Source organism: Sorangium sp. So ce185, from assembly GCF_051526825.1.
Taxonomy (GTDB): domain Bacteria; phylum Myxococcota_A; class Polyangia; order Polyangiales; family Polyangiaceae; genus Sorangium; species Sorangium cellulosum_D.
Map to the genome: position 1 here is coordinate 5,693,840 of NZ_CP150316.1, position 22,495 is coordinate 5,716,334.

Annotated in this window: 16 protein-coding genes; 10 read left to right on the top strand and 6 right to left on the bottom strand. The window is 71.8% G+C overall.

Features of this window, described 5'->3' with window-relative positions:
- The first annotated feature begins 9 nt into the window (after window positions 1-9).
- Entirely contained in the window at window positions 10-396 is a 387-nt protein-coding gene (locus WMF26_RS20870; RefSeq protein WP_437947935.1) for a DUF4150 domain-containing protein, read from the top strand.
- 11 nt (window positions 397-407) lie between these two features.
- Here the strand turns inward: WMF26_RS20870 and WMF26_RS20875 are convergent, their stop codons facing one another.
- Entirely contained in the window at window positions 408-767 is a 360-nt protein-coding gene (locus WMF26_RS20875; protein WP_438001767.1) for a hypothetical protein, read from the bottom strand.
- A gap of 683 nt (window positions 768-1,450) precedes the next feature.
- Here WMF26_RS20875 and WMF26_RS20880 point away from each other — a divergent pair.
- From WMF26_RS20880 to WMF26_RS20890, 3 genes are all read left to right on the top strand, one after another.
- Window positions 1,451-1,795, top strand: coding sequence for a molybdopterin oxidoreductase (locus tag WMF26_RS20880; protein ID WP_437947936.1), 345 nt, complete (start codon window positions 1,451-1,453; stop codon window positions 1,793-1,795).
- Window positions 1,796-2,047: 252 nt separating this feature from the next.
- Complete coding sequence (locus WMF26_RS20885; RefSeq protein ID WP_438001768.1) at window positions 2,048-3,901, top strand: serine/threonine-protein kinase; 1,854 nt, start codon at window positions 2,048-2,050, stop codon at window positions 3,899-3,901.
- 487 nt (window positions 3,902-4,388) lie between these two features.
- Window positions 4,389-5,810, top strand: a complete 1,422-nt coding sequence (locus WMF26_RS20890) for a phosphatidylserine decarboxylase (protein WP_438001769.1) — start codon at window positions 4,389-4,391, stop codon at window positions 5,808-5,810.
- A 78-nt stretch (window positions 5,811-5,888) separates the two neighbouring features.
- On the opposite strand, the gene WMF26_RS20895 is transcribed toward WMF26_RS20890, so the two are convergent.
- The 3 genes from WMF26_RS20895 to WMF26_RS20905 all read right to left on the bottom strand — a co-directional run bounded on the left by WMF26_RS20895 (window position 5,889) and on the right by WMF26_RS20905 (window position 9,908).
- Window positions 5,889-7,349 carry an FAD-dependent oxidoreductase gene (locus WMF26_RS20895; RefSeq protein WP_438001770.1) on the bottom strand — a complete coding sequence of 487 codons (1,461 nt, stop codon included), beginning with the start codon at window positions 7,347-7,349 and terminating at the stop codon, window positions 5,889-5,891.
- Window positions 7,349-9,478: a molybdopterin oxidoreductase family protein gene (locus WMF26_RS20900; RefSeq protein ID WP_438001771.1), complete on the bottom strand. Its 2,130-nt coding sequence runs from the start codon at window positions 9,476-9,478 to the stop codon at window positions 7,349-7,351. Before WMF26_RS20900 ends, WMF26_RS20895 begins: the two co-directional genes overlap by 1 nt.
- Window positions 9,479-9,686: 208 nt before the next feature.
- Complete coding sequence (locus WMF26_RS20905) at window positions 9,687-9,908, bottom strand: hypothetical protein (protein ID WP_438001772.1); 222 nt, start codon at window positions 9,906-9,908, stop codon at window positions 9,687-9,689.
- A 705-nt stretch (window positions 9,909-10,613) separates the two neighbouring features.
- On the opposite strand from WMF26_RS20905, the gene WMF26_RS20910 reads away from it, so the two are divergent.
- Both WMF26_RS20910 and WMF26_RS20915 read left to right on the top strand, forming a co-directional pair.
- Window positions 10,614-11,489 carry a hypothetical protein gene (locus WMF26_RS20910; protein WP_438001773.1) on the top strand — a complete coding sequence of 292 codons (876 nt, stop codon included), beginning with the start codon at window positions 10,614-10,616 and terminating at the stop codon, window positions 11,487-11,489.
- A gap of 483 nt (window positions 11,490-11,972) precedes the next feature.
- Window positions 11,973-13,319 (top strand): hypothetical protein, encoded by a 1,347-nt coding sequence (locus WMF26_RS20915; RefSeq protein ID WP_438001774.1) that lies wholly within the window; start codon window positions 11,973-11,975, stop codon window positions 13,317-13,319.
- Window positions 13,320-13,338: 19 nt separating this feature from the next.
- On the opposite strand, the gene WMF26_RS20920 is transcribed toward WMF26_RS20915, so the two are convergent.
- A complete protein-coding gene (locus WMF26_RS20920; protein WP_438001775.1) occupies window positions 13,339-14,640 on the bottom strand; it encodes a hypothetical protein in 1,302 nt (433 codons plus the stop codon).
- A gap of 17 nt (window positions 14,641-14,657) precedes the next feature.
- On the bottom strand, window positions 14,658-14,849 hold the full coding sequence (locus tag WMF26_RS20925) for a hypothetical protein (protein ID WP_438001776.1): 192 nt from the start codon (window positions 14,847-14,849) through the stop codon (window positions 14,658-14,660).
- 237 nt (window positions 14,850-15,086) lie between these two features.
- Between WMF26_RS20925 and WMF26_RS20930 the strand changes: the two genes are divergently transcribed.
- The 4 genes from WMF26_RS20930 to WMF26_RS20945 all read left to right on the top strand — a co-directional run bounded on the left by WMF26_RS20930 (window position 15,087) and on the right by WMF26_RS20945 (window position 22,478).
- Window positions 15,087-15,836, top strand: coding sequence for an RNA polymerase sigma factor (locus tag WMF26_RS20930; protein WP_438001777.1), 750 nt, complete (start codon window positions 15,087-15,089; stop codon window positions 15,834-15,836).
- Complete coding sequence (locus tag WMF26_RS20935; protein ID WP_438001778.1) at window positions 15,833-18,316, top strand: serine/threonine-protein kinase; 2,484 nt, start codon at window positions 15,833-15,835, stop codon at window positions 18,314-18,316. The genes WMF26_RS20930 and WMF26_RS20935 overlap by 4 nt, the downstream gene beginning before the upstream one ends.
- A gap of 147 nt (window positions 18,317-18,463) precedes the next feature.
- On the top strand, window positions 18,464-20,254 hold the full coding sequence (locus tag WMF26_RS20940; RefSeq protein WP_438001779.1) for a glycoside hydrolase family 44 protein: 1,791 nt from the start codon (window positions 18,464-18,466) through the stop codon (window positions 20,252-20,254).
- Between the two features lie 292 nt (window positions 20,255-20,546).
- Window positions 20,547-22,478, top strand: a complete 1,932-nt coding sequence (locus tag WMF26_RS20945; RefSeq protein ID WP_438001780.1) for a protein kinase domain-containing protein — start codon at window positions 20,547-20,549, stop codon at window positions 22,476-22,478.
- Window positions 22,479-22,495: the final 17 nt, after the last annotated feature.

Here is a 22,495-nt window from a genome sequence, read left to right on the forward strand (position 1 = left end):
GGAGAAATCATGTTCGCTAATACACAAGCGGGAGGCATCGACTCCGCCTTCCCCGACGTGCTCTTGACCCCGCCCGCCATGGCGCCGGTGCCGTATGCAAACACCGCCCACGGCGCCCAGGGCGTCCCGCCCGCCGGCAACGTCTTCCTCCAGGGCATGCCCGCGCACAACATGGCCACCAAGGTCCCCCTCAGCGACGGCAACAACGCCGGAGTCGCCGGCGTCTCCTCGGGCACCGTGGGCGGCGCCGCGCGCCCGGTCACGGGCGCGTCCACCGTGCTGTTCGACGGCATGCCGGCCACGCGCCTCACCAGCATGAGCCAGCAGAACGTGACCAACGGCTCCGGCGTGCGCGTCACCCCGAGCCAGACCAAGGTGCTCCTGCTGGCCCCCTGAGCTGCTTTCCCTCACAGGATGCGAACGGGCACGACCCGGTTGTCGTATTCCTCGACGTCGTCGTTCATCCCCGGCAAGACCAGCAGCGCGGGCCGCTGCGGCTGACCGCTGTTCTCGACGTCGACCGCGATCCTGGGCAGGTGCTCGCGCACGGCCTTCACCTGCTCCTTCGTGCCCAGCACCGCCGCGACACCGCGCTTGACGTTGACCAGCACGAGGCGCGGATCGGCGCGGCACGCCTGCACCTCCCCGGGCGGGAGCCCCGCCCCGATCGGCTGGTACTGCCTGTACAGGGCCTGGTAGCTCCGGGCCCCCTGCTCTCCACCGGCCTGCGCCGGGGACTTCTCGGGTCGAATCTTGGGTTTCGCCATGGTCGCCGAAGCTACCAGGCTCAGCCAGGAGCCGGGAAACCCTCCGGCGCTGGACCTCGAGGCACCCAATCAGGCACCCCGGCCCACGCCGGTGGACCTCGAGGTAGCCAATCAGGCACCCCGGCCTGCGCGGGAAGGCGCGCGACCGCCCGAGGAGGCAGGTTTGTATCCCAAGCCACGCCTCCCCCCTCGTCTCGCAGCCCATCGTGGGTGCCAGCCCACACCGAGGTCCGGCAAAACAGCCTGCTCTGCCTGATTTCTCGCTTCCGGCCGCGCTCCCGGAGCCAGGTCTGTCTACTTTCTGCTCCTGGACGCCTCCCGGCAGGCCCTGGTGCACGGCACCCGGCCTCCAGGTGCCCCCGCCGAGACGACGGATCCGCCCAGCGGCCCGCTCCAGGCAGCGACGGCGGCCCCGATCGCTCCTTGACCTCGATGCGGCCACCACCGAGCCGGGCCCTACCGCGAGGACCTCTGCGGCGCTGCAAGAGCGGGATGAAGACGAAGTGGACAACGACGTCCGAAACACCCTGGAAACTGGGCCTACACGGAATCGCGTCGCCCGCAGCGTCCGCTCGAAACCGGCTGCGCTGTACGACTGCGGTGCAATTGCATCGCGTCCCACGCGGCGTGCGCCCGTCCGACGGCGGCGCGCGCCCGTCCGGCGACTCGCCCGGGAGGCCACATTGGAAACACCGAGGTTCATACAGGGTGTCTACGGGTTCGAGGGGCAGGGCCTGGAGCGGCCGGTCCCCCTCCGTCCCGCGATCGGGTACACCGTCCCGCGAGACAAGCGCGCGCAGCTCATCTACCTGCGCGCGGGCAACTCCACGTCCGAGCTCATCTACCTGCTGCTCAAGCGCGATGGCCACCCGATGCGCTACTTCCCGATCGGCGCCAAGGGGGCGATCCACGTGCAGCTCGTCATCGTCGAGGACATCCACCCGGAGAGCGTGCTGGAGCTGTTCGTCGGCGCGCCCGAAGGGACGCGCGGCCTCGCGACGATCGACATCGGCCTGGCGGAGATCTGAGCCATGCAGAGGAAGCGGGAGAGGCCCTGAACGGCGGGCCGGGGCTCAAGACCTATCCGGTCCGTCTGAGCGCGACGAACCAGATCGTGGTGCAGCTCGAGCGGGCCGGGGGCCGATCGCGCCCGGCGCGACCGGGACCCGACCCTTCGGGCGGCGGCGCCGGGCGCTTTGCGGCGCCCCTCGGTCGGGCGTCCGGGGATAGGCTACGGGGGCGCGTCGCCCGCGACGCCGCCCGGAGGCTTCCCTCTCGCCATGGTCGACCTCACGACAGCCGCACCGCTCGCCCCCGGCGCCGTCCTCGGGGGCGATTTCCGCATCGTCCGTCCCCTGAGCCAGGGGGGCATGGGCGCCGTGCTCGTGGCCGAGCAGATCTCCACGGGCAAGCAGCGCGCGGTGAAGCTGATGCACGCGCAGCTCGCGCAGGACCCGCGGTTCCGCGAGCGCTTCGAGCAGGAGGCGAGGGCGGGGGCGCGCATCGAGAGCGACCACGTGGTGGAGGTGGTCGCGGCCGGCGTCGATCCGGCGACGCAGACCCCGTGGCTCGCGATGGAGCTGCTCGACGGGGCCGATCTGTCGACCGTGATCGCGCAGCGCGGCGCGCTGCCGCCCGACGAGGTCCGCGAGCTGATGGGGCAGCTGTGCCACGCGCTCGCGGCGGCGCACCGCGCGGGCGTGGTGCACCGCGACCTCAAGCCCGAGAACGTCTTCATCGCGCGGCCGCGGCAGCAGAACGTCCGCTTCAAGGTCAAGGTGCTCGACTTCGGCGTCGCGAAGATCGTGGCCGAGGCGCGCGCCACCACGGCGCTGACCGCGTCGGTCGGGACACCGCTCTGGATGGCGCCGGAGCAGACCGAGGCGTCGCAGCACGTCACCCCGGCGTCGGACGTCTGGGCGCTCGGGCTGCTCGCCTTCACGGTGCTCACCGGGCGCATGTACTGGCTCGAGCCGAGCCGCGGGCCGAGCGCCTCGGTCATGTCGCTGATGCGCGAGGTGCTGTTCGTCCCGCTGGAGCCGGCGTCCGCCCGCGCCGCGCGCCTCGGCTGCCCGCACCTGATCCCGGCGGGCTTCGACGCCTGGTTCGCCCGGTGCGTCGCGCGCGACGCCCGCGCTCGCTTCGCCGACGCCGCGCAGGCCATGGCCGCGCTCGATCCCGTGCTCGCCGCGGCCGCCCACCGGCCCGCGGCCCCGCTGCCCGGGCCGTTCGCGCCGGCCCCGCCGGCGACCACGGGCGCGGTCTACCCGACGCTCGTCGGCACCGGCGTCGGCGGCGTGGCCGGCGGCACCCTGGTGCCGGTCCCGGCGCGACCGGCGCGCAGGGCGCCCTGGGGCCTGCTGCTCGCGATCGCCGGCGGCGGGCTGCTCGCCGTCGCCGCCCTCGCCGTCGGCGGCGTCGTGCTCGTCGCGCGCCTGCGCGCGACGAGCACGACGCCGCCGTACGGCAGCGCCGGCAGCGCGGGCAGCGCCGGCGCGGCCCCCGGCGGCGCCCCGACGCCGCCGGCCCGGCCTCCGGGCGCCGCGACGGCCGGCGACGTCGACCTGGCCGGCACGTACGACATCACCGCGTCGCGCAACCCGGGCGGGCAGGGCAGCTATGCGGGCAACGTCCTCCTGTCGCGGAGCGGGGACACGTACCGCATCGCCTGGATCATCACGAAGGGCGCCGGCTACGAGGGGATCGCGTTCTTGCAGGGGCAGACCCTCGCCGTGGGCTGGGCGAGCGGCGGCCCGTACGGCGCGGCCGCCTACCGCATCGAGGGCGATCGCCTGCGCGGGCAGTGGATCGCGAGCGATCGGCCCGGCCAGGTCGAGGCCGAGACGCTGCAGGGGCCCGAGGGGTTGACCGGCAGCTACCGCATCGTCGAGGGGAGCCGGACAGGGACGGTCGCCATCGCGCGCACGGGCGACACGTACGCGGTGACCTGGACGCTGAGCACCGGCGCGCTGAAGGGGGTGGGCCTCCGCTCGGGAGACCAGCTCGTGGTGGGCTGGTCGCCGGGGCAGCCGGTCGGCGTGGTGAGCTATGCGATCGAGGGCAGGCAGCTCACCGGGCGATGGGCCAGCCTGGGCAGCTCGCAGGCGGGGGCGGAGACGCTGCTCCGGCGGTGAGCCCGCGAGGCGCCCGAGCCCGACCAACGCTTCGCAGGGCTCACGCGCGAGCCCGGCGCGCCCGCAGCTAGCTGGACCGTTCGCAGGCGGCGCTCCATCCGGCAAGGATTTGCCGGCAAGTCGTTGCCGGCCGGCAAGGATCTGCCAGGCGTTGCCGTCGGCAAGAGCTCCCGGGCGCCCCCGATGCGCGCGGGCCGTTGCGCCGGTCTGCGCGATCTAGGCCGACCGCGGGGCCGTCCCGAGGTGCGTGCCGTCCGGTGTCTCAGCCGCCTCTCGAGTCTCCGTGGCCATGGCACGCCCACTGCAAAGCATCGCGGCGACACGCGCAGCGCCAGCGCTCTCGTGTCGGCGCGCGCCGGACGTCGAACGTTCGAGCCACCAACCAACGACTCGCGCCAAGGAGAGGCCTATGAGCAGCAAGCACCGCATCGTTCCCAGCTCCGTCCGACGGAGGCGCGTCGCGTCCGCTCAGGACCTGGATCGGGCTTTGAAGCGCTCCCACGAGACCGCAGGGCCAGCGACGGGCGAGCTCGCCTCCGCGGCGGCCAAGCAGCTTCCGCCGCAGGCGCCGCCGTTCCTGCGAGACCTGCCCCAGGAGGGGGTGGCCTACGAGCCCCAGCAACGGGCGACGAAGGAGCTCAAGTCCATCATCGAGGCGAACTACTATCGTGGCGCCTTCGAGGACGCCATCAAGGCCGTGAGCGCCCAGAGGGTCCCGGAGCTGGATCAGATCAAGACCCTGGACCAATTCTATTTCTACGTGGACGCGCTGGTGACCTGGATCCCGGAGATCCGCGTCTGGGACTGGGATGGCGAGGAGCTGCACGAGCGCACGGTGTACCTGCGGATCACGCAGTTCTACTACTATTTCAACCAGCCGTCGCTGGAGGTCCTGCAGAGCCCGATCGCGCCGCTCGACGGGGCGAAGCTCTCCCCGGTCTCACGCTGGCTGCGCGACTTCGCCGTCGAGTGGGGGGCATTCCTCGACACGCCGGAGTCGATGAAGTACATCGAGAGCTTCAAGTACGCGCCTGAGTATGCCTGGCAGGACTACGAGAAGGCGCCCGAGGAATACACCACCTTCAACGAGTTCTTCGCGCGCAAATTCAGGGACATCGATGGACAGCGGCCGGTCGCCTCCGCGAAGGACGATCGGGTCATCGTGTTCCCCGCCGAATCGACGTTCGTGGGGCAGTGGACGGTCAGCACGAAGGTGGGCAAGCCGCTGCCGGCGCCGCCCTCGATCGTGGTCAAGCACATCGAGTGGTCGATCCGCGAGCTCCTCCAGGACAGCGAGTATGCGAGCTTCTTCGAGGGCGGCGTCTTCTGCCACAGCTTCCTGAACACCTATGACTACCACCGGCAGCACACGCCCGTGGCGGGCAGGGTGCTGGAGGCCAAGTTCATCCCGGGGCAGGTCTACCTGGAGGTGGCGCTCGAGACGCAGGATGGGAACGACGTGAACGGCGATCTCGCGCGAGCGGTCATCCCGCAGCGCTACCTGGACGCCGGGGACCCGACGGGATACCAGTTCGTGCAGTGCCGCGGCCTCCTGGTGCTCGAGTCCGACATCGGCAAGGTCGCGGTCCTGCCCATGGGCATGGCGCAGGTCTCTTCCGTGGTGTTCGTGACCCCCGCGGCCGACGGACAGCGGCCTATCACGCTGACGCCGGAGGAGAAGAAGGGGCGCGATTACCAGCAGCAGGTCGATCTCTTGAACCAGAAGATCCGAGCCGAGCTGGTGGGCAAGCCGCTGGGCAAAGGCGAGATGTTCTCGTACTTCCAGTTCGGCGGTTCGGATTGCGTGATGGTGTTCGAGCGCAAGGCCAACGTCGACGTGACCGCGAAGGTCGGCGTGCATTATCCGGTTCGAAGCCAGTTCGCCGTGTCGAACATCAACAAGAGGTAAGCGCCCGGGCTCGCGCGGAATCGCCTGCTCCTCCGGTACGCGCCGCGCGAACCCCCACGAGAAGCCAGGAACCCGCGCCTACCCCGCGGCCACGATGCGTCCCGCGGGCGGCTCCTCCGCGGGGGCGTGCCGGGCCACGATCTGCGCGACCTCGCTGCGGCACGAGCCGCACCCGGTGCCCGCCTTGGTCGCCGCGCACACCGCCTCGAGCGTGCAGGCGCCCCCCTGGATCGCCTCTCGGAGCGCCGACTCGCTGACCTTGTGGCAATTGCAGACCATCCGCTCGCCCTGCGCCGCCGCCCCTCCACCACCGCCGCCGCCGCCCGCGCAGAGCACCTCCAGCGGGTCGGCCGGCAGCGGATCGTTGCGATCGAACAGCTGCACGAGCGCCGCCGAGGCCGCGGTGTTGCCGACGAACATGGCCCCGAGGAGCCGCCCGTCGCGCATGACGAGCTTCCGGTAGGTGCACTTCCGCGTCTCGACGATCTGCAGCACCTCGTCGCTCTCGAGCTCCGGCTCGACGCTGCCCATCGAGGTGACGTCGACCCCCGCCACCTTCAGCCGGCTGTAGAGCTTCGAGCCCCGGTAGCGCGCCTGCGGGTTCGCGCCCGTCAGGAGATCCGCGAGGACGGCGGCCTGCTCCCAGATCGGCGTCACGATGCCGTAGAGCCTGCCCCGGTGCTCCGCGCACTCGCCGATCGCGTAGACGCCGGGCACCTGGGTGGCCATGGTGTCGTTGACCACGATGCCCTTGTTGATGGGCAGCCCCGAGGCGCGCGCGACGTCGACGCGCGGCCGCACCCCGCACGCCATGATCACCATGTCCGCCGGCAAGACGCTGCCGTCGTCGAGCCGGACCCCTTCCACCACCTCGTCCCCGCAGATCGCCTCGACCGTGCGCCCGGTGCGGACGAAGATCCCGCAGCGCTCGATCTGCTGCTCGAGCATGTCGCCGCCCATCTGGTCGAGCTGCGCGTTCATGAGGCCCTTGGCGACGTGAATGACGGTCACGTGCAGCCCCATGTCGCTCAGCACCTTGGCGGCCTCCAGGCCGAGCAGCCCGCCGCCGACCACGATGGCGTTGTCGCCCGCCCGCGCGTGGCCGCGCATCCGGAGGCAATCGTCCATGGTCCTGTAGACGAAGACGCCCGGACGCAGATCGCCCTCCGCCGTCGTCATCCCCTCGAGCGGCGGGACGAGCGGCCGGCTCCCGGTAGCGATCACCGCGACGTCGTAACGGTGGGCCGCCGCGCCGTCCGTCACGACCATCCTCGCCGCGGTGTCGAGCCGCGCCACGGACGTCCCGCTGACGAGCTTCACGCCGTTCCGCTCGTACCACGCCGGCGGCTTCGTCACGATGGAGTCGGGCGCCTCGCCCGCGAGCACCTTGCTGAGCAGGACGCGGCTGTACGCGCCGCCGGGCTCCTCGCCGAACACGGTGATGTTGTAGCGGTCCCGGGCGCCGCGCGAGACGAGCTCGTCCAGCAGGCGGCAGGTGGCCATGCCATTGCCAACGACGACAAGGTCCTTCCTTCGCATCAGTTCGACTCCGAGACCCGGCGCGCCCTGACGGCGCACACCTTGAACTCCGGCATCCGGCTGGTCGGGTCCAGCGCCGGCTTGGTGAGGACGTTGGCGGCCTTCTTGCCGCCCCAGTGGAACGGCGCAAACAGCGTGTCGGGCCGGATCTCCGGCGTGACCGAGACCCGGAAGACGACCGACCCTCGGCGGCTCTCGACGAGCAGCCAGTCGCCTTCGACCACGCCGAGCCGCGCCGCCAGCCGGGGGTGGACCTGGACCTTCGGCTCGGGCTTGGGCTCGTCCAGCGCGGAGACCCGGCGCGTCTGAGCGCCGGAGTTGTAATGCTCCTTGTAGCGTCCGGTCGTGAAGTAGAGCGGATACGCGTCGTCGGGGAGCTCGGCGGCCGGCCGGTGGTGGACGGCGTGGAAGCGCGCCCGGCCGCCGGGGTGATAGAAGCGATCGGCGAAGAGGCGCGGCGTCCCCGGGTGCTCGGTCGACGGGCACGGCCAGAAGACGCCTCGCTCGCGCCGTATCCTGTCGTAGGTGATGCCGCTGTAGTCCGCCTTCGCGCCCGCGGTCGCCCGCCGCAGCTCGTCGAACACCCGCTCCGCGCCCTCGTACTGGAAGTGCTTGCCCGCGCCGAGCCGGCGCGCGAGCTCGCAGAAGATCTCGATATCGCTCTTCACCCCGGGGGGCGGCCGGCGCGCCCGCTGCCGGAGGATCACCCGCCCTTCGAGGTTCGTCATCGTGCCCTCCTCCTCCGCGAACTGGGCGACGGGGAGCACGGCGTGGGCGGAGGCCGCGGTCTCGTTCACGAAGGCGTCGCAGACCACGAGCAGGTCGAGCGCGGCGAGCTTGCGCTCGACGTTGAGCGCGTTCGGGGACGCGACAACCACGTTGGAGCCGAACACGAGCAGCGCGCGGATCCCGCCCTGGGGGCCGAGCGCGTCGAGCAGCTCGTAGGCGCTCTTCCCCTTGGACGGCAGCTCCGCCGGGTCGATCCCCCAGACGCGGGCGATCGCCTGCCGGTGCTCCGGGTCCTCGATCAGCCGGTAGCCCGGCAGCTGATCCGCCTTCTGGCCGTGCTCGCGGCCTCCCTGGCCGTTGCCCTGTCCGGTCAGGCAGCCATAGCCGCTGTAGGGTTTGCCGACCTTGCCGAGCGCGAGCATCAGGTTGATGAAGGAGAGGACGGTGTCCGAGCCCTTGGACTGCTGCTCCGGCCCGCGGCCCGAGAGCAGCATGCTGCTCGGCGCCTCGGCCAGCAGCCGCACGGCCCGGAGCTGGTCCTGCGTCGAAACCCCGGTCAGCCGCTCGACGTGCGCCGGGTGATACGAGAGGACGACGCGCCGGAGCTCGTCGAAGCCCTCCGTGCGCGCGGCGATGTACGCCGGATCGACGAGCTTCTCCTCCAGCGCCAGGTAGAGAAGGCCGTTGGCGAGCGCGAGGTCGGACCCGGGCGTGGGCTGGAGGTGCAGCGCCGCCCCGCGCGCCGTGTCGGTCCGCCGCGGGTCGACGACGATCAGCGCGCCGCCGTTGTCGCGCTGGGCGTAGATCCATTGCATGATGGGCGGCAGGGTCTCCGCGCAGTTCGCGCCCCACAGGAGGAGCGTCTTGGTCTGGGCGATGTCGGACACGGGGAACGGCAGGCCGCGATCGACGCCGAACGCCTTGTTCTGCCCCGCCGCCGCCGAGGACATGCAGTAGCGGCCGTTGTAATCGACGTTCGGCGACCCGAGGGCCAGGCGGACGAACTTGCCGAGGAGATAGGTCTTCTCGTTCGTCAGGGCGCCGCTGCCGAACGCGGCCAGCGCCGCGGGGCCGTGGGCCTCGCGCAGCTGGAGGAGTCGCTCGGCGATGAAATCGAGCGCCGTCTCCCACCGCGCCGGGAGGAGGCGGCCGTCGCGCCCGCGGAGCAGCGGCGACGTCAGCCGCTCGCGGTGATCGAGCAGCGCTGCGGAGGTGAACCCCTTGATGCACATCTGCCCGCGGTTGACGGGGAACTCCTCGTCCGGCCGGACCTCGATCGGCCCGGAGAAGGGCGACAGATCGGTCACGACCATGCCGCACTGGAAGGCGCAGTACGGGCAATGGGTCCGCGTTGTCTCGGAGGTGACGACCTTGAGGTGGAGGGAGGAGCGCGCGGCCATGGAGGAGGGGCGTGACCGTCCTCGACGAACACGCCGGACCGGGTATAGCGGTCGCCGTGTTTCCCATGAGTTTCGCCGAAATATGCGGCGGGTAAATCGGACGCGGAGATCGGGGTCGGCCTGGTCTGCCCGAGATCGTCGCCGCCGGCGACGTGCAGGAGCTCGCCCCGGTCGCAGGATCGGCCCCGCGCGTGACGCCGACGGCCGCTCAGGTCGCGGGCACGACGGTGATCTCGCCGGTCGTGTACAGCGCGGAGGTGTCCCAGGCGAGCCCTGGGGCGAGCGGCACGGCGATGTCCACCGCGGCGAACGTCCCCGTGAGGCCGCCGCTCCAGCCGAGCAGGGCGATGGTGTCGCCGACCTGGAACGACGCCGAACCGTCGTCCGGGAGCACCCTCAGCGCCCCGTCGAGGAGGAGGTCCCCGCCCACCTGGATAGACGTTGTGGGAGAAGAGGCTCGCTCCTTGCTTGAGCTGGACGCGGCCCTGTCGAGTGTGACCGATGTAGGTATTCGCTGTGCTCGTCATGGTGGCGTCGTACCCCTCGACGAGCAGATGGCCATCGCCCGTCGAGCCCCTGGCGCCCACCACGAGATCATCGGTGATCGCCTCGGCGCCGTTACGGATGATGACCCAACTCTCGAAGTGGCTCGTGCCGATCTCGATGGATTCATGTTGACCCACGTATCGGAGGCGGCCCCGCTCCGATAGCTGAGCTTTCCTCCGGCATCGGAGGCGACCCGGCGCCGATAGCTGAGCTTTCCTCCGGCATCGAAGGCGGCCCCGCTCCGACAGCTGAGCTTTCCTCCGGCATCGGAGGCGGTCCTGCCACGATAGCTGAGCTTTCCTCCGGCATCGGAGGCGGCCCTGCCACGATAGCTGAGCTTTCCTCCGGCATCGGAGGCGGCCCTGCTCCCCAATGGCCGCGCTGCGCAGGCACGACACCGCGGCGCTCGGCCATGGGCCGTCGAAATCTTGCCATGTCCGTTGACCGAGCGGTACGGGTGCTTACCCCTGGCACGAACGTCCGGCGCGCGCCGGACGCGCACAACACGTCCAGCGCAGGGGAGTAGGGAGCACGGCGCTTGTGTCCCTTCGCCGCCCGGCGAAGGACTTCGACGAGAGGTGTTCCCCTCATGGCCAAGCCTTCCTCTCCGGTCAGCAAGAAGAAGCCGGCGCCCAGCGCGCTCGCGGCCCCGCCCCAGGCGGCGGCGGCGTTCGACAGGACCCTCCCCGAGATCGAGTCGCTGAGCCCGGATCGACTCGTCTCCATCAAGATCGACATCCCTCGCGCCGTCTCCCAGGTGCTCGGCGTGCTGCCAGGCCTGCTCGCGCTGCGCCCCGCCATCGCCGCGCAGCTGCAGCAGCACGAGCTCGCGCTGCTCGACCGGCTCGAGACGTACGCGCTCGCCGCCTGGTACGCGCACCTCCTGTGGCTGTCCAGCGGAGGCGGCGAGAACGCGCTGAAGCCGCTCCTCGCCGAGGCGGCCGCGCTGCGCGAGAACCTGCTGGGCGACGCCGAGGCGCTCGCCCGTCGCGGCCTGCTCGACGCGGCGGCCGTCGCGGAGATCCGCGCCGGCCACGGGCACATCGACATGGCCAACGACCTCGTCGCGCTCTCGGCCCTCCTCGGCGGGCGCTGGTCCGATATCGCCGGCAAGACGGCGGCGACGGAGGAGGAGGTGAAGCGCGCCGGAGAGATCGGGCCGCAGCTCCTCACCGCCCTCGGCGCGCGGGAGCACGGCAAGGCGCCCGGGCCGACCGAGGCCGCGGACAAGCGGGCGCGCGCCTTCGCGCTGCTCGTGCACGCCTATGACCAGACCCGCCGCGCCGTGACCTACCTGCGCTGGAACGACGGAGACGCCGACACGATCGCGCCGTCGCTCTACAAGGGCCGCGGCGGCCGCGCCGCGTCCTCCAACGACCCCGCGACCGAGCCCGCGGACACCTCCGGCGCGGCCGCGCCGACCGAACGGGAGGTGGCGCCCGAGGGCGCGCCGCCGAGCGGCTAGAACGCCGAACAGGCGGACACCGCGCGAAGGCTTCGGGGCTCATGCCCACCGCGCCCCGGGGCAGCGCGCACGTCGCGCGTCGCACGTCGCACGTCGATCAACAGGCACCAACAGGCACGCTGCCGGGCTTGTGTGACTCGATTTCTACCATCCGCTCGCACGCGGGCCCAGGTCGCGATGACACGGCGAAATTCATTGCAATGGTGAATCGATTCGCCTATCCATTTCATCGTGGGAGACCACATTCGCATGGTGCTCCGGCGCTGCTGGGGCATCAGGCAATGGCGCGCTCTCACGCGCACGGAACCTTCTCGTGGAGGGATGAGAATGACGAAATACCAAGCTCGATGCGCTCTCTCGGTGCTGCTCGCTGCCGCGTCGGCGGGCGCGGCAGAACAGGCCCACGCAGCCGTGACCATCGCCGGAGGCGTATCTCCTCAGAATCCATCCGATCCTTGGGACCTGGGGACGAGCCAGCTCGTCGTGGGATCCGGCACGGTCGAGGTGACCGATGGTGGGACGTTGATCAGCCCCGGCGCGTCCGTGAACGGGGGGAACGCCGATTTCGGCACCGTCTTGATCGAGGGGTATGGCTCGACATGGATCAACCATGGATCCATGGGGATCGGCAGAGCCAACCTCTCCGAGGGCTGGGTCGTCGTCCGGAACGGCGCCGAGGTGATCACCGATGACCTCGTGGTGGGCGCGAGGGGCACGCTAGGTCATGGTCGTCTGTTCGTCGAGGGGTACGACGCCACCCTGACGAGCGGAGGAAACACCTACATCGGCGACCTCGGGCAGGGCTACGTCGAGCTCAAGCAAGGAGGGAGCCTCTTCTCCCATGACGTCTATATCGGCGGCGTCCACGGCTGCTCGATCTGCGGGGGCGAGGTCGTGATCACGGGCTCCGCGACGAAGTGGGTGAGCACGGGGGAGTTCGTCCTCGGCGTGGCGAGCCGTGGCCTCCTGAACGTTCACCGCGGCGAGCTGTTGACGGTGGGCGCGAGCATCGACGGCGATGACCTCCTGAACAGCCACGCGACCGTGAGCGGCTGGGGCGGCACGTGGACCAACCAGGGGCTCCTGCGCGTGGGGGCGAACCGTGGATACGGCACGCTCACCGTCGGGGCCTATGGGACCCTCGTGACGGAAGACACCGAGATCCGCTCCGAGCTCGGCGGCGGCTTCGTCAAGGTGAACGATGTCTATGCATCGTGGATCAACGGCGGCGACGTCACCGTCTCTGCCATCGGCAACCAGTATCCATCGCTCCTGGTCGATAACCACGCCTTCGTGAGCATTGGCGGCCTCCTGCGGACCACGCCGTGGGCAGGCGGCGATCCCTACCCGTACCTGGGGCCGTCCGTGCGCCTCGCGGACGGCGACCTCATCGCGGGCGCGATGGAGGTCGCGGCGGGCGACTTCGAGCTCGCCGGCGGGCGCCTCGAGACCGGCAGCTTCGTGGGCGATCTCGACAACCTCCAGGCCGGCGAGCTCTCCGTGGGAGAGGTCCACCCGTCGACCGTCGTCGCCGGCAGCTACGCCCAGGGGCCGGGCGCCGCCCTCCGCGTCACGGTCGCAGGAGCGAGCGCCTTGCCGCTCCTCCAGGTGGACGGTGACGTCCACCTCGACGGGGCGCTCGAGGTCCGGCCGGCGGACGGTTCGGCGTCGTTCCAGGCCGGGGACACCGTGGCTCTGCTCGGCTGGAGCGGCGACCTCACGGGGGCGTTCGCCTCGGTGATCATCGACGTGCCGCTCGCCCCAGGGCTCGCGTGGGACACCTCCGCGCTGTACGCGACCGGCGAGATCACCGTCGTGACCGCGCCCTGAGCGCAGCCGGCTCAGGACGTCAGTTCCACCGGTAGGCCACGCCGAGCGGCAGGGACGCCGCCAGGCCGTCCGCGCCGACGAGGAACAGCGGCGTGGCCTGCAGGAAGAGCGAGCCCGACGGGCTGTCCGTGAGCTTCATGCCGATCTCGGCGCCCAGGCCCAGAGCAAATCCCAGCGACAAGCTCGCCTCCACCATGTCTCCACCATATTCGTAGCCGTCCTCATTCCACGCATAGCCCTCCGTGTAGGCGGTCCCGCTCTGCGTCGCCGTGCCGAAGAGCAGCGACGATCCCACCCGGAAGCGATCGCCGAGCGGGTACGACACCGACGGGCCGAGCGCGATGAGCAGGCCCGCGCTCGAGTGAAGGCTGAGGTGGGCGCGAACGCCGAGGTCCAGGCGCTCCGTCGCCGTGTATCCGATGAACCCCGTCGCCCCTGCGAGGAAGCTACCCTCTGCGAGAGCGTAGTAGCAGTCCCCATACCCGCTGATGCTGCAGACATCCATCTCGTCTGCCTCCATCCAGAGATAGCCGATGAACCCGCCTGCCTCGAAGACGAGGCGGTCCAGTACGCCCGGCGCGGCGGCGCGCACGCTCCTCTCGTCGCGCACTCCATCGCGCTGCGCATCGGGCAGCAGCCGCGCCCTGGGCAGCCGCACCGCCGGCGACCGCGCCGCCGGCCGCGACGCGGCCCCCGGCGCCGCCTCCGTCGGCACCGCCTCCGCCGGCGCGGGCGCCGGCACGGCGACGTCCACGCGCTCCGACTCCTTCAGCGCCACCGTCGTCTCCCAGAAGACCTCCCCTTGGTGCGCCGCGGCCACGACGTGCTCGCCCGGATCCACCGGCAGCTCCTTGTCCCACGCGACCGGATCGAGCGCCGCCCCGTCGAGCAGGATCGTCACCTGGTCGGCGCCCGCGTCGCCCGCCGAGGCGCGCACCCGGAGCCAGGGCACCCGCGGCGCGAGCGCGTCGATCCGCGCCTTGGCGAACGCCTCCCGGGCCGCGTCCCCCGCGGTTCGCGCCGTGATCAGCGCCTCCTGGAAGCCCACCCAGGCCGTGGCCACCTGGCCGAGCCGCTCGTGGCAGAAGGCGAGGTTGAGCTTCGTCCCGAGGCTCGGCTCGAGGCGCTGGCTCTCCTCGAGCTTGGGGCAGGCCTCGGCGAAGCGCTGCTCGACAAGGAGCGCGCGGCCCTCTCGAAACAGCTGCTCGGCGGCGCTCTCCACGGCGGCGGCCTGCCGGCCCCAGAGCAGCGCGGAGGCGCCGAGGAGCGCCCCCGCGAGGGGAGCGCAGAGCGTGCGACGGAACGGACGGAGCGGGTTCACGTGGTCCTCGGGAGGCGCTAGCGGTCAAGAGTCTCAGAAGCCGTCGGAGCGTCGCTCCGGTCTGCCAGCCCGATCCCCGGGCGTGCGGCCGGGACGCCGAGCACCGTGAAGGTAACCTGCTGTCCTTCCACCTGTCCTTCCACGTCGACGCCCCCGTCGTCACACGCGGCGGGCAGCGAGGCAAGGGCCAAACGAGATGCCTTGTTCATGTCCTGTTCTCCTCTTCACGCAAGGTCGGCTCAAACATCGAGTGCTCCCGAGGCCGCGCCTCCCGTACCACCGAGGCGCGCCTCCGCAGCGCCGAGCGCCGGGCGGCGCGAGCGCTCGGAGCGCCGGCAGGCCCGCCCTGCGCCCGCGGCCCGCCGGAGCTCCCTCCCGGGGTCGGCCTGTGGTAGCTTCGCCTCGTCGATGATCCTATTCCGCGTGGCCCCCGCGTCCCTTTAGGCATGGCCGACGATTTCTCGCGCGGGCCCCGGCGAGGCAGGTTTCCGACGACCCACCGGTCCGCCGTCGTCGCGGTGGGCAGCGACGACCCGGCGGAGCGCGCGCGCTCGTTCGACATCCTGGTGCGCGCCTACTGGAAGCCGGTGTACAAGCACCTCCGCGTCCGCTGGCGCATGGAAGGCGAGCGCGCCGCCGACCTGACGCAGGGCTTCTTCGCGCGCGCGCTCGAGCAGCGGACGTTCTCCGCGTACGACCCGGCGCGGGCGCTGTTCCGCACCTATCTCAAGATGTGCCTCGACCGCTTCGTCATGAAGGAGGCCGAGAGCAGCGGGCGGCAGAAGCGCGGCGGACATGCGGTGACGCTGAGCCTTGACTTCCCCTCTGCCGAGCGGGAGATTGAGGCGCTCGCCGTGCCCGCGCCCGACTCGATCGACACGTACTTCGACCGGGAGTGGAAGCGTCACCTGGTCGGGATGGCGGTCGACGCCCTCCGCGAGCGCTGCGAGCGGGGCGGCAAGCAGCTCACCTTCCGCGTCTTCGAGCGCTACGTGCTCGACGAGGGCCCCGAGGGCCGCCCCACCTATGCTGAGCTCGCCGCGGAGCTCGGGATCAAGGTCACCGACGTGACCAACTACCTCGCCTCCGCGCGGCGCGAGTTCCGCGGCCTGCTCCTCGACAAGCTCCGGGAGATCACCGGCTCCGAGGCCGAGTTCGAGGCCGAGTCGCGCGCCTTGCTCGGGGGCGCCCGGTGACCTTCCTCGACGACGCGGGGGTCGGGCGCCTCGTCTCGCTCGCGGCCGAGCCCGAGGTCGTCGCCGGCAGGTTCGAGATCGACACGCTGCTCGGGGAGGGCGGCATGGGCGTCGTCTTCGAGGCCTGGGACCGCGAGGAGCGCCGGAGCGTGGCGCTCAAGCTCCTGCGCGACGTCGACGAGGCGACGAGCGCCCGGTTCGACCGGGAGGCCGAGGCGCTCGCCGCGCTCTCCCACCCGGGGATCGTCGGCTACGTCGCCCACGGCAGCACCCCGATGGGCGAGCGGTACCTCGCCATGGAGCGGCTCGTGGGCGTGACGCTCGCGGAGCGGCTCGCCGCCGGCCCGCTCGGCGTGCGCGACGCGGCCGAGGTCGGGCACGGCGTCGCCTCGGCCCTCGCCGCCGCGCACGAGAAGGGCCTCGTCCACCGCGACATCAAGCCGAGCAACATCTTCCTGCAGGACGGCGCCGTCGATCGGGTCAAGCTCCTCGATTTCGGGCTCGCGCGCGGGCCGAACGCGGCCGCGGTCACCGGCGCCGGGACGCTCGTCGGCACGCCGAGCTACATGGCGCCCGAGCAGGTGCGCGGCGCGGCGACCCCCGACGCGCGCACCGACGTGTTCGCGCTCGGCGCGGTGCTCTTCGAGTGCCTGACCGGCCGGGCGCCGTTCTCGGGCGCGGACACCGAGGCGGTGCTGGTGAAGATCCTCGTCGAGCGGCCCCCCGCGGTCCGGGAGCTCTGCCCGCTCGCCCCGCCCGCGCTCGAGGCGCTCGTCGCGCGGATGCTCTCCAAGGCCCCCGAGGGCCGCCCGGCGAGCGCCGCCGAGGTCGCCGCCGAGCTCGGCGCCCTCCTCGCCGACGGGGGCCTCGGCGCCGCCCCGGCCGCGGCGGCCGGCGACCCGGCGCAGGCCGCCGCGCCGGGGGCGCTGCTCGCCGGCAAGTACCGGGTGGTCCGGACGCTGGGCAGCGGCGGGATGGGGGTCGTGCTGCTCGCGCGGCACGAGGCGCTCGAGCGGAACGTGGCGCTCAAGCTCCTGCGCGGCAAGAAGAGCGGCGGGGACGTGGCGCGCTTCCTGCGCGAGGCGCGGGCGGCGTCGCGGCTCGAGAGCGAGCACGTCGCGCGGGTGATGGACGTCGGCACGCTCGACGACGAGACGCCGTTCATCGTGATGGAGTTCCTGAGCGGCAAGGACCTCGGGCAGGTCCTGCACGAGAAGAAGCGGCTGCCGGTCGGGGTGGCGGTGGACTACGTGCTCCAGGCGGGGGAGGCGATCGCCGAGGCGCACGCGCTCGGCGTCGTCCACCGGGATCTGAAGCCGTCGAACCTGTTCCTCACCGCGCGGCGGGACGGCTCGCCGCTCGTCAAGGTGCTCGATTTCGGCATCTCGAAGATCTCGCGCGCGAGCGACGCCGCGCGGGCAGGCGACGACGCGCACGCGGTGACGCTCCCGCTCGACGTGAGCATCACCGCGCCCGACGCGATCATGGGCTCTCCGCTGTACATGTCGCCCGAGCAGCTCGAGAGCACGAAGCGCGTGGACGCCCGCACGGACATCTGGTCCCTCGGCGTGGTCCTGCAGGAGCTCCTCACCGGCCGTCCGCCGTTCGCGGCGGGCAGCTTCATGGCCATGGGCGCGAAGATCGCCGCCGGCGCGCCCGCCGGGCTCCGCGAGGGCTGCCCCGAGGCCCCGGAGGGCCTCGCCGCGGTCGTGCTCCGCTGCCTGGAGAAGGACCCCGCGCGGCGCTTTCAGAGCGTCGCCGAGCTCGCGCAGGCGCTCGGGCCGTACGCGCCGGAGGGCTCGCGGCTCTCGGTCGAGCGCATCGCCCGCGTCGCCGGGGCCGGCGCGGCGGCCGCCGACGCGAGCGCCGCGCCGGGCGCGGACGCGGGCGCGCCGGCCGCGCGCCCGGAGGACGCGCCCTCGGACCGCGGGACCACGGCGCGCACCAGGAATGCGCCGGCCGCGTCCAGGGGGCGGCGCGGCGCGCTCGTCCTGGTCGTGGGCGCGGCGATCGCGCTGGGCGCTGGGCTCGTGGCCGTGCTGCGCGCTCCGGGGGGCGCGGAGGGCCCGCTCGCGGCGCCTGCCGCCGCCGGCGCGACGGCGCCGTCGACCGACGAGACGCCGAGCCCGAGCCACGCGCTCCAGCGCAGCGCCGCCGCGCCCGCGCCACCACCGCCGTCTGCGGCGACGGCGAGCGCGGCGGCGCCCGCTCCGGAGGCCGACGCCTCCGCGGGCGCGCCGCCGTCGCGGGGCGCCGGCCTCCCGGACGGCGCCCCGCCGTCGCAAGGCGCGGGGGCCGCGGCCGCAGCGGCGCCGCCGAGCCCGCCAGAGCGCCCGCCGTCCAGCGCGCGCGCCCGTCCCGCCGCGCCGCCGGCCAAGGACAGCCCCCCTGAGGCGCCCGCGGTCGAGCGAGCGCGCCCTGCCGCCAAGCCATCTCCCGGCGAGGTCGATCTGATGGACCCGGCGCTGCTCCGCCGGTAGCGGGTGATGCGGTAACGGCCGCACGCAGCGCCGCGAAAGCGTGGACCTCCAAGCCATCAAGGGCGCCGACCGGGCAGGGTAAACCGGTTAATAAATACATTTAACTTAAGCGGTTCGGGAAATGATGGCCGGCAGGAGACCATCGTAATGAAAATTTCTACACTTGGTTCGCTTGCTCCCGAGCGAGTCCTGTTCGCGCTGCTCGCGTCGGCCGCCCTCCTGGCCTGCGGCGACGACGGCGACACGTCCCTGGCGGGCAGCGGCGGCGCCGGCGCCTCCGGCGGCGGCACCGGCACGGCCAGCGGCGGCACCGGCGCTGCCGGCGGCGGCACCGGCACGGCCAGCGGCGGCACCGGCACGGCCAGCGGCGGCCAGGGCGGCCATCTGCCCTCGGACATCGTCGAGCCCGGCGACCCCGGGCAGGGCGATGTCACCTTCACCGTGCGCGTCGATCAGGGGGTGCGCCCCATCTGCCCGCTCATCTACGGGGCCAACTGGGCCGAGGACCTGGACGGCGAGCAGCGCGGGACGAGCGTCGTGCGCATGGGCGGCAACCGCATGACCGCCTACAACTGGGAGAACAACGCCTCCAACGCCGGCTCGGACTACATGTTCCAGAACGACGCCCACCTCGCCGGCAACGGCCCCAAAGGCGATGTCCCCGGCGAGGCGGTGCGCGTGCTGGCCGAGGACGCGCTGTCGCACGGCGCCGCCTTCGTCGCGACCATCCCGATCTGCGGCTATGTCGCGGCCGACAAGGCCGGCGACGGCGACGTCAACAAGACCCCGAATTACCTCCAGACGCGCTTTCACCGCACCATCGCGCGCAAGGGCGCTCCGCTCTCCGCGGCGCCGGATCTCGGCGACGACGCCGTGTACCAGGACGAGTTCGTCGCCTGGATGAAGCAGGCCTTCCCCGACGCTTTCCAGGGCGATGTCGCGAGCGTCCTGTTCTCGCTCGACAACGAGCCCGACCTCTGGAATCACACCCACGAGCGCATCCACCCGGAGCCGGTGACCTACGCCGAGCTCGTCGAGAAGAACATCGAGTTTGCCTCCGCGGTCAAGGACGTCGCGCCGAACGCGCTCGTCACCGGCTTCGTCTCGTACGGGTATTCGGGCTACGTCAGCCTGCAGGACGCGCCGGACGCGGACGGGAACTTCATCGAGCATTACCTCGACGCCATGAAGGCCGCCGAGGCGAGCGCGGGGCACCGCCTTGTCGACGTGCTCGATCTGCACTGGTACACGGAGATCTACGCGAACGGCGAGCGCATCACGGGCGACGATTCCTCGCCCGAGTCCGTGGAGGCGCGCGTCCAGGCGCCGCGCTCGCTCTGGGATCCCACCTTCAAGGAGGACAGCTGGATCGCGAACGACGTGCTCAACGGCCCGATCACGCTCATCCCGTGGCTCCGCGGCCTGATCGACGCCCATTACCCGGGCACCGAGATCGGCTTCACCGAGTACAATTACGGGGGCGGCAACCACATCTCCGGCGCGATCGCCCAGGCCGACGCGCTCGGCATCTTCGGCCGCGAGGGCGTGTTCCTCGCGACGATCTGGGATCCCGGCGAGGAGGTGTCGATGCTCCGGGCCGGCGTGCGGGCGTTCACGAGCTACGACGGGAAAGGCGCGCGCTTCGGCGACACGTCCATCCACGCCGAGACGAGCGACGTGGCGAAGGCCACCGTGTACGCGAGCATCGACGAGGCCGATCCGAACCGCATGGTCCTCGTCGCGATCAACAAGACCGCGGCCCCGCTCACGGCCGCGGTGACCCTCGCCGCCTACGCGAGCTACACGGCCGTCGACGTGTGGCAGCTCACGGCCGCAAAGGCCGATCTCGTGGCCGCGGATGCGGTCACCCCGGGCGCCACGAACGCGTTCACGTACGCGATGCCGGCCCACAGCGTCTCGGTGCTGGTGCCCCGGTAGCGCTCGCGGCGGAGGGGGACGCCCTCGCGCGTCGCGCCGCGGGCGGCCCCCGGCGCGACGCAGCACGGCCCCACCCGCGGCAGCTCGGCCGCGTCCCGAACGGCGATGTCCCGCAGGACGGCGCGCTCGAAGCGAGGGTAGTAGAGGAGATCGCTCCTTCCGCCCGCGCGCGGCGCAGCAGCGGGCGATCTCCGCATCATGGCGAGCGATCTCCGCGGCCGCGCCCGAACGGCCCTGCGGCGCGCTGCCCGTTGACCGGCGGTCCGCGGAAGCGTAGGTGTTTTGAGTTGTCATGCACGACCACACGATCGGAGGCAGGTACGCGCTTCGGCGCATGATTGGCCGCGGCGGCATGAGCGTCGTGTGGGAGGCGTTCGATCAGATGCTCCGCCGGACGGTGGCGATCAAGCTGATGGCCCCCCATGAGCTCGCCTCCGACGAAGCGCAGCGCCGCTTGGCGCAGGAGGCGACGACGATCGCCCGGGTCCGGCATGAGCACATCGTCCAAGTGCACGACTTCGGCATCGACGAGGGGTCGCCCTACATCGTCATGGAGCTGCTCGAGGGCGAGGACCTCGACTCGCGGCTCCGGCGGGTGCGCCTGCTCCCGGCCCCGACCGTGCTGTCGTTGCTCCGGCAGATCAGCGCGGGGCTCGACGCCGCGAGCGCGGCGGGCATCGTCCATTGCGATCTCAAGCCCGCAAACATCTTCCTTGCCCGGAGCGCATACGGCGAATCCGTGAAGATCCTCGATTTCGGGATCGGGTGGACGCTCCACGAGGGGAGCGACGCTCCATCGAACGAGCGGTATAGCGGGCGGTTCGGGACCCCGGCGTACATGAGTCCCGAGCAGGTCCGCGGCGCCGTCCCCCATCCCCTGACCGATCTCTGGTCGCTCGGCGTCATCGTCTACCGCGCGCTCACCGGCCATCTCCCGTTTCCGCTGACCGACGTCCGGGAGCTCATCGTCAGCATCTGCACCGATCCGTTCGCGCCGGCGTCGTCGCTCGGCGTCGACCTCCCCCCCGGCGTCGACCGCTTCTTCGAGCGCGCCCTGGCGAAGGATCGCTCTCGCAGGTTCCAGTCGGGCCGAGAGCTCGTCTCGGCCTTCGCCGCGATCTGCAATGCCGCGGCGAGCCCCGCCAAGATCCTGGTCGTCGACGACGAGCCCGACCTCCAGATGCTGCTCAAGCTGTATTTTCGCAAGAAGACCGGCCGCGCCTACGAGCTCGTCTTCGCCGAAAACGGCCAGCTCGCCCTCGACGAGCTCCGGCGAAACCCGGACATCGACGTCATCGTCACCGATCTCAACATGCCGGTGATGGACGGGTTCTCCCTCCTCGAGCGCGTCCCCGAGGTGAACCCGCTGGCGAAGACGGTGATCGTGTCCGCGTACGGCGACATGCCCAACATCCGCCGCGCCATGAACCGGGGCGCCTTCGATTTCCTGTTCAAGCCAATCCACTTCGAGGATCTGGAGGCGACGCTGGAGAAGACGCTCCGGAGCGTCGAGGAGCACCGGCGCAAAGCGCATTCGAACGAGGAGAACGACCTCTTGCGGAAGTTCACGAATGCAGCCCTGATCGAGCGGCTCCGGTCGCACGGGCCCGCGGGCGTGACGGCGAGCGAGACGCTCGAGGCGACGGTGGTGTTCGTCGATGTCCACCGGTTCACCCGCATCGCGAAGGAGCGGCCCCCCGTCGAGGCCACGCGGCGGCTCAACGCCAACTTCGAGGTGATCGTCCCGGAGCTCCTGGCGCAGGGCGGGATGGTCGACAAGTTCGTCGGCGACGCGGTCATGGCGGTGTTCCATGGGCCGGATCACCTCGATCGGGCGCTCCGGGCGTGCCTCGCCGTGCGCGCGCAGATCGAGACGATCGCGCAGCGCGCAGGCGACGACTCGCCGTATGCGCACGGGGTGTGCATCGGCCTCTCCACGGGCGACGTCCTCGCGGCGGGCGTCGGCTCGCACGCGTGCGGGCAGCTCGGCTACTCGGTGCTGGGCGAGGCGGTGAACGCCGCCGCCCACCTCGCGCGGGCGGCGCTCCCCGGAGAGATCCTCGTCGACGAAGCGGTCTGCGCGGGGGCCAGGCGCGACATCAAGCTCGAGGACGCCGGCGCGCGGGGCGTCTGGCCGAGGGCGGATCCGACGGCGGTCTACCGGGTGCTTCGGAGCGACCCCGCGTCGCGCGCGCTCGCGGAGATGCCGACCGTCGAGATGTAGCGCCGCGGCCGGGCGCG

Bases quoted from the DNA above. Each gene is read 5' to 3' on its own strand.
- WMF26_RS20870 (WP_437947935.1), top strand. From the start codon at position 10: ATGTTCGCTAATACACAAGCGGGAGGCATCGACTCCGCCTTCCCCGAC.
- WMF26_RS20875 (WP_438001767.1), bottom strand. From the start codon at position 767: ATGGCGAAACCCAAGATTCGACCCGAGAAGTCCCCGGCGCAGGCCGGT.
- WMF26_RS20885 (WP_438001768.1), top strand. From the start codon at position 2,048: ATGGTCGACCTCACGACAGCCGCACCGCTCGCCCCCGGCGCCGTCCTC.
- WMF26_RS20895 (WP_438001770.1), bottom strand. From the start codon at position 7,349: ATGCGAAGGAAGGACCTTGTCGTCGTTGGCAATGGCATGGCCACCTGC.
- WMF26_RS20900 (WP_438001771.1), bottom strand. From the start codon at position 9,478: ATGGCCGCGCGCTCCTCCCTCCACCTCAAGGTCGTCACCTCCGAGACA.
- WMF26_RS20910 (WP_438001773.1), top strand. From the start codon at position 10,614: ATGGCCAAGCCTTCCTCTCCGGTCAGCAAGAAGAAGCCGGCGCCCAGC.
- WMF26_RS20925 (WP_438001776.1), bottom strand. From the start codon at position 14,849: ATGAACAAGGCATCTCGTTTGGCCCTTGCCTCGCTGCCCGCCGCGTGT.
- WMF26_RS20930 (WP_438001777.1), top strand. From the start codon at position 15,087: ATGGCCGACGATTTCTCGCGCGGGCCCCGGCGAGGCAGGTTTCCGACG.
- WMF26_RS20940 (WP_438001779.1), top strand. From the start codon at position 18,464: ATGAAAATTTCTACACTTGGTTCGCTTGCTCCCGAGCGAGTCCTGTTC.
- WMF26_RS20945 (WP_438001780.1), top strand. From the start codon at position 20,547: ATGCACGACCACACGATCGGAGGCAGGTACGCGCTTCGGCGCATGATT.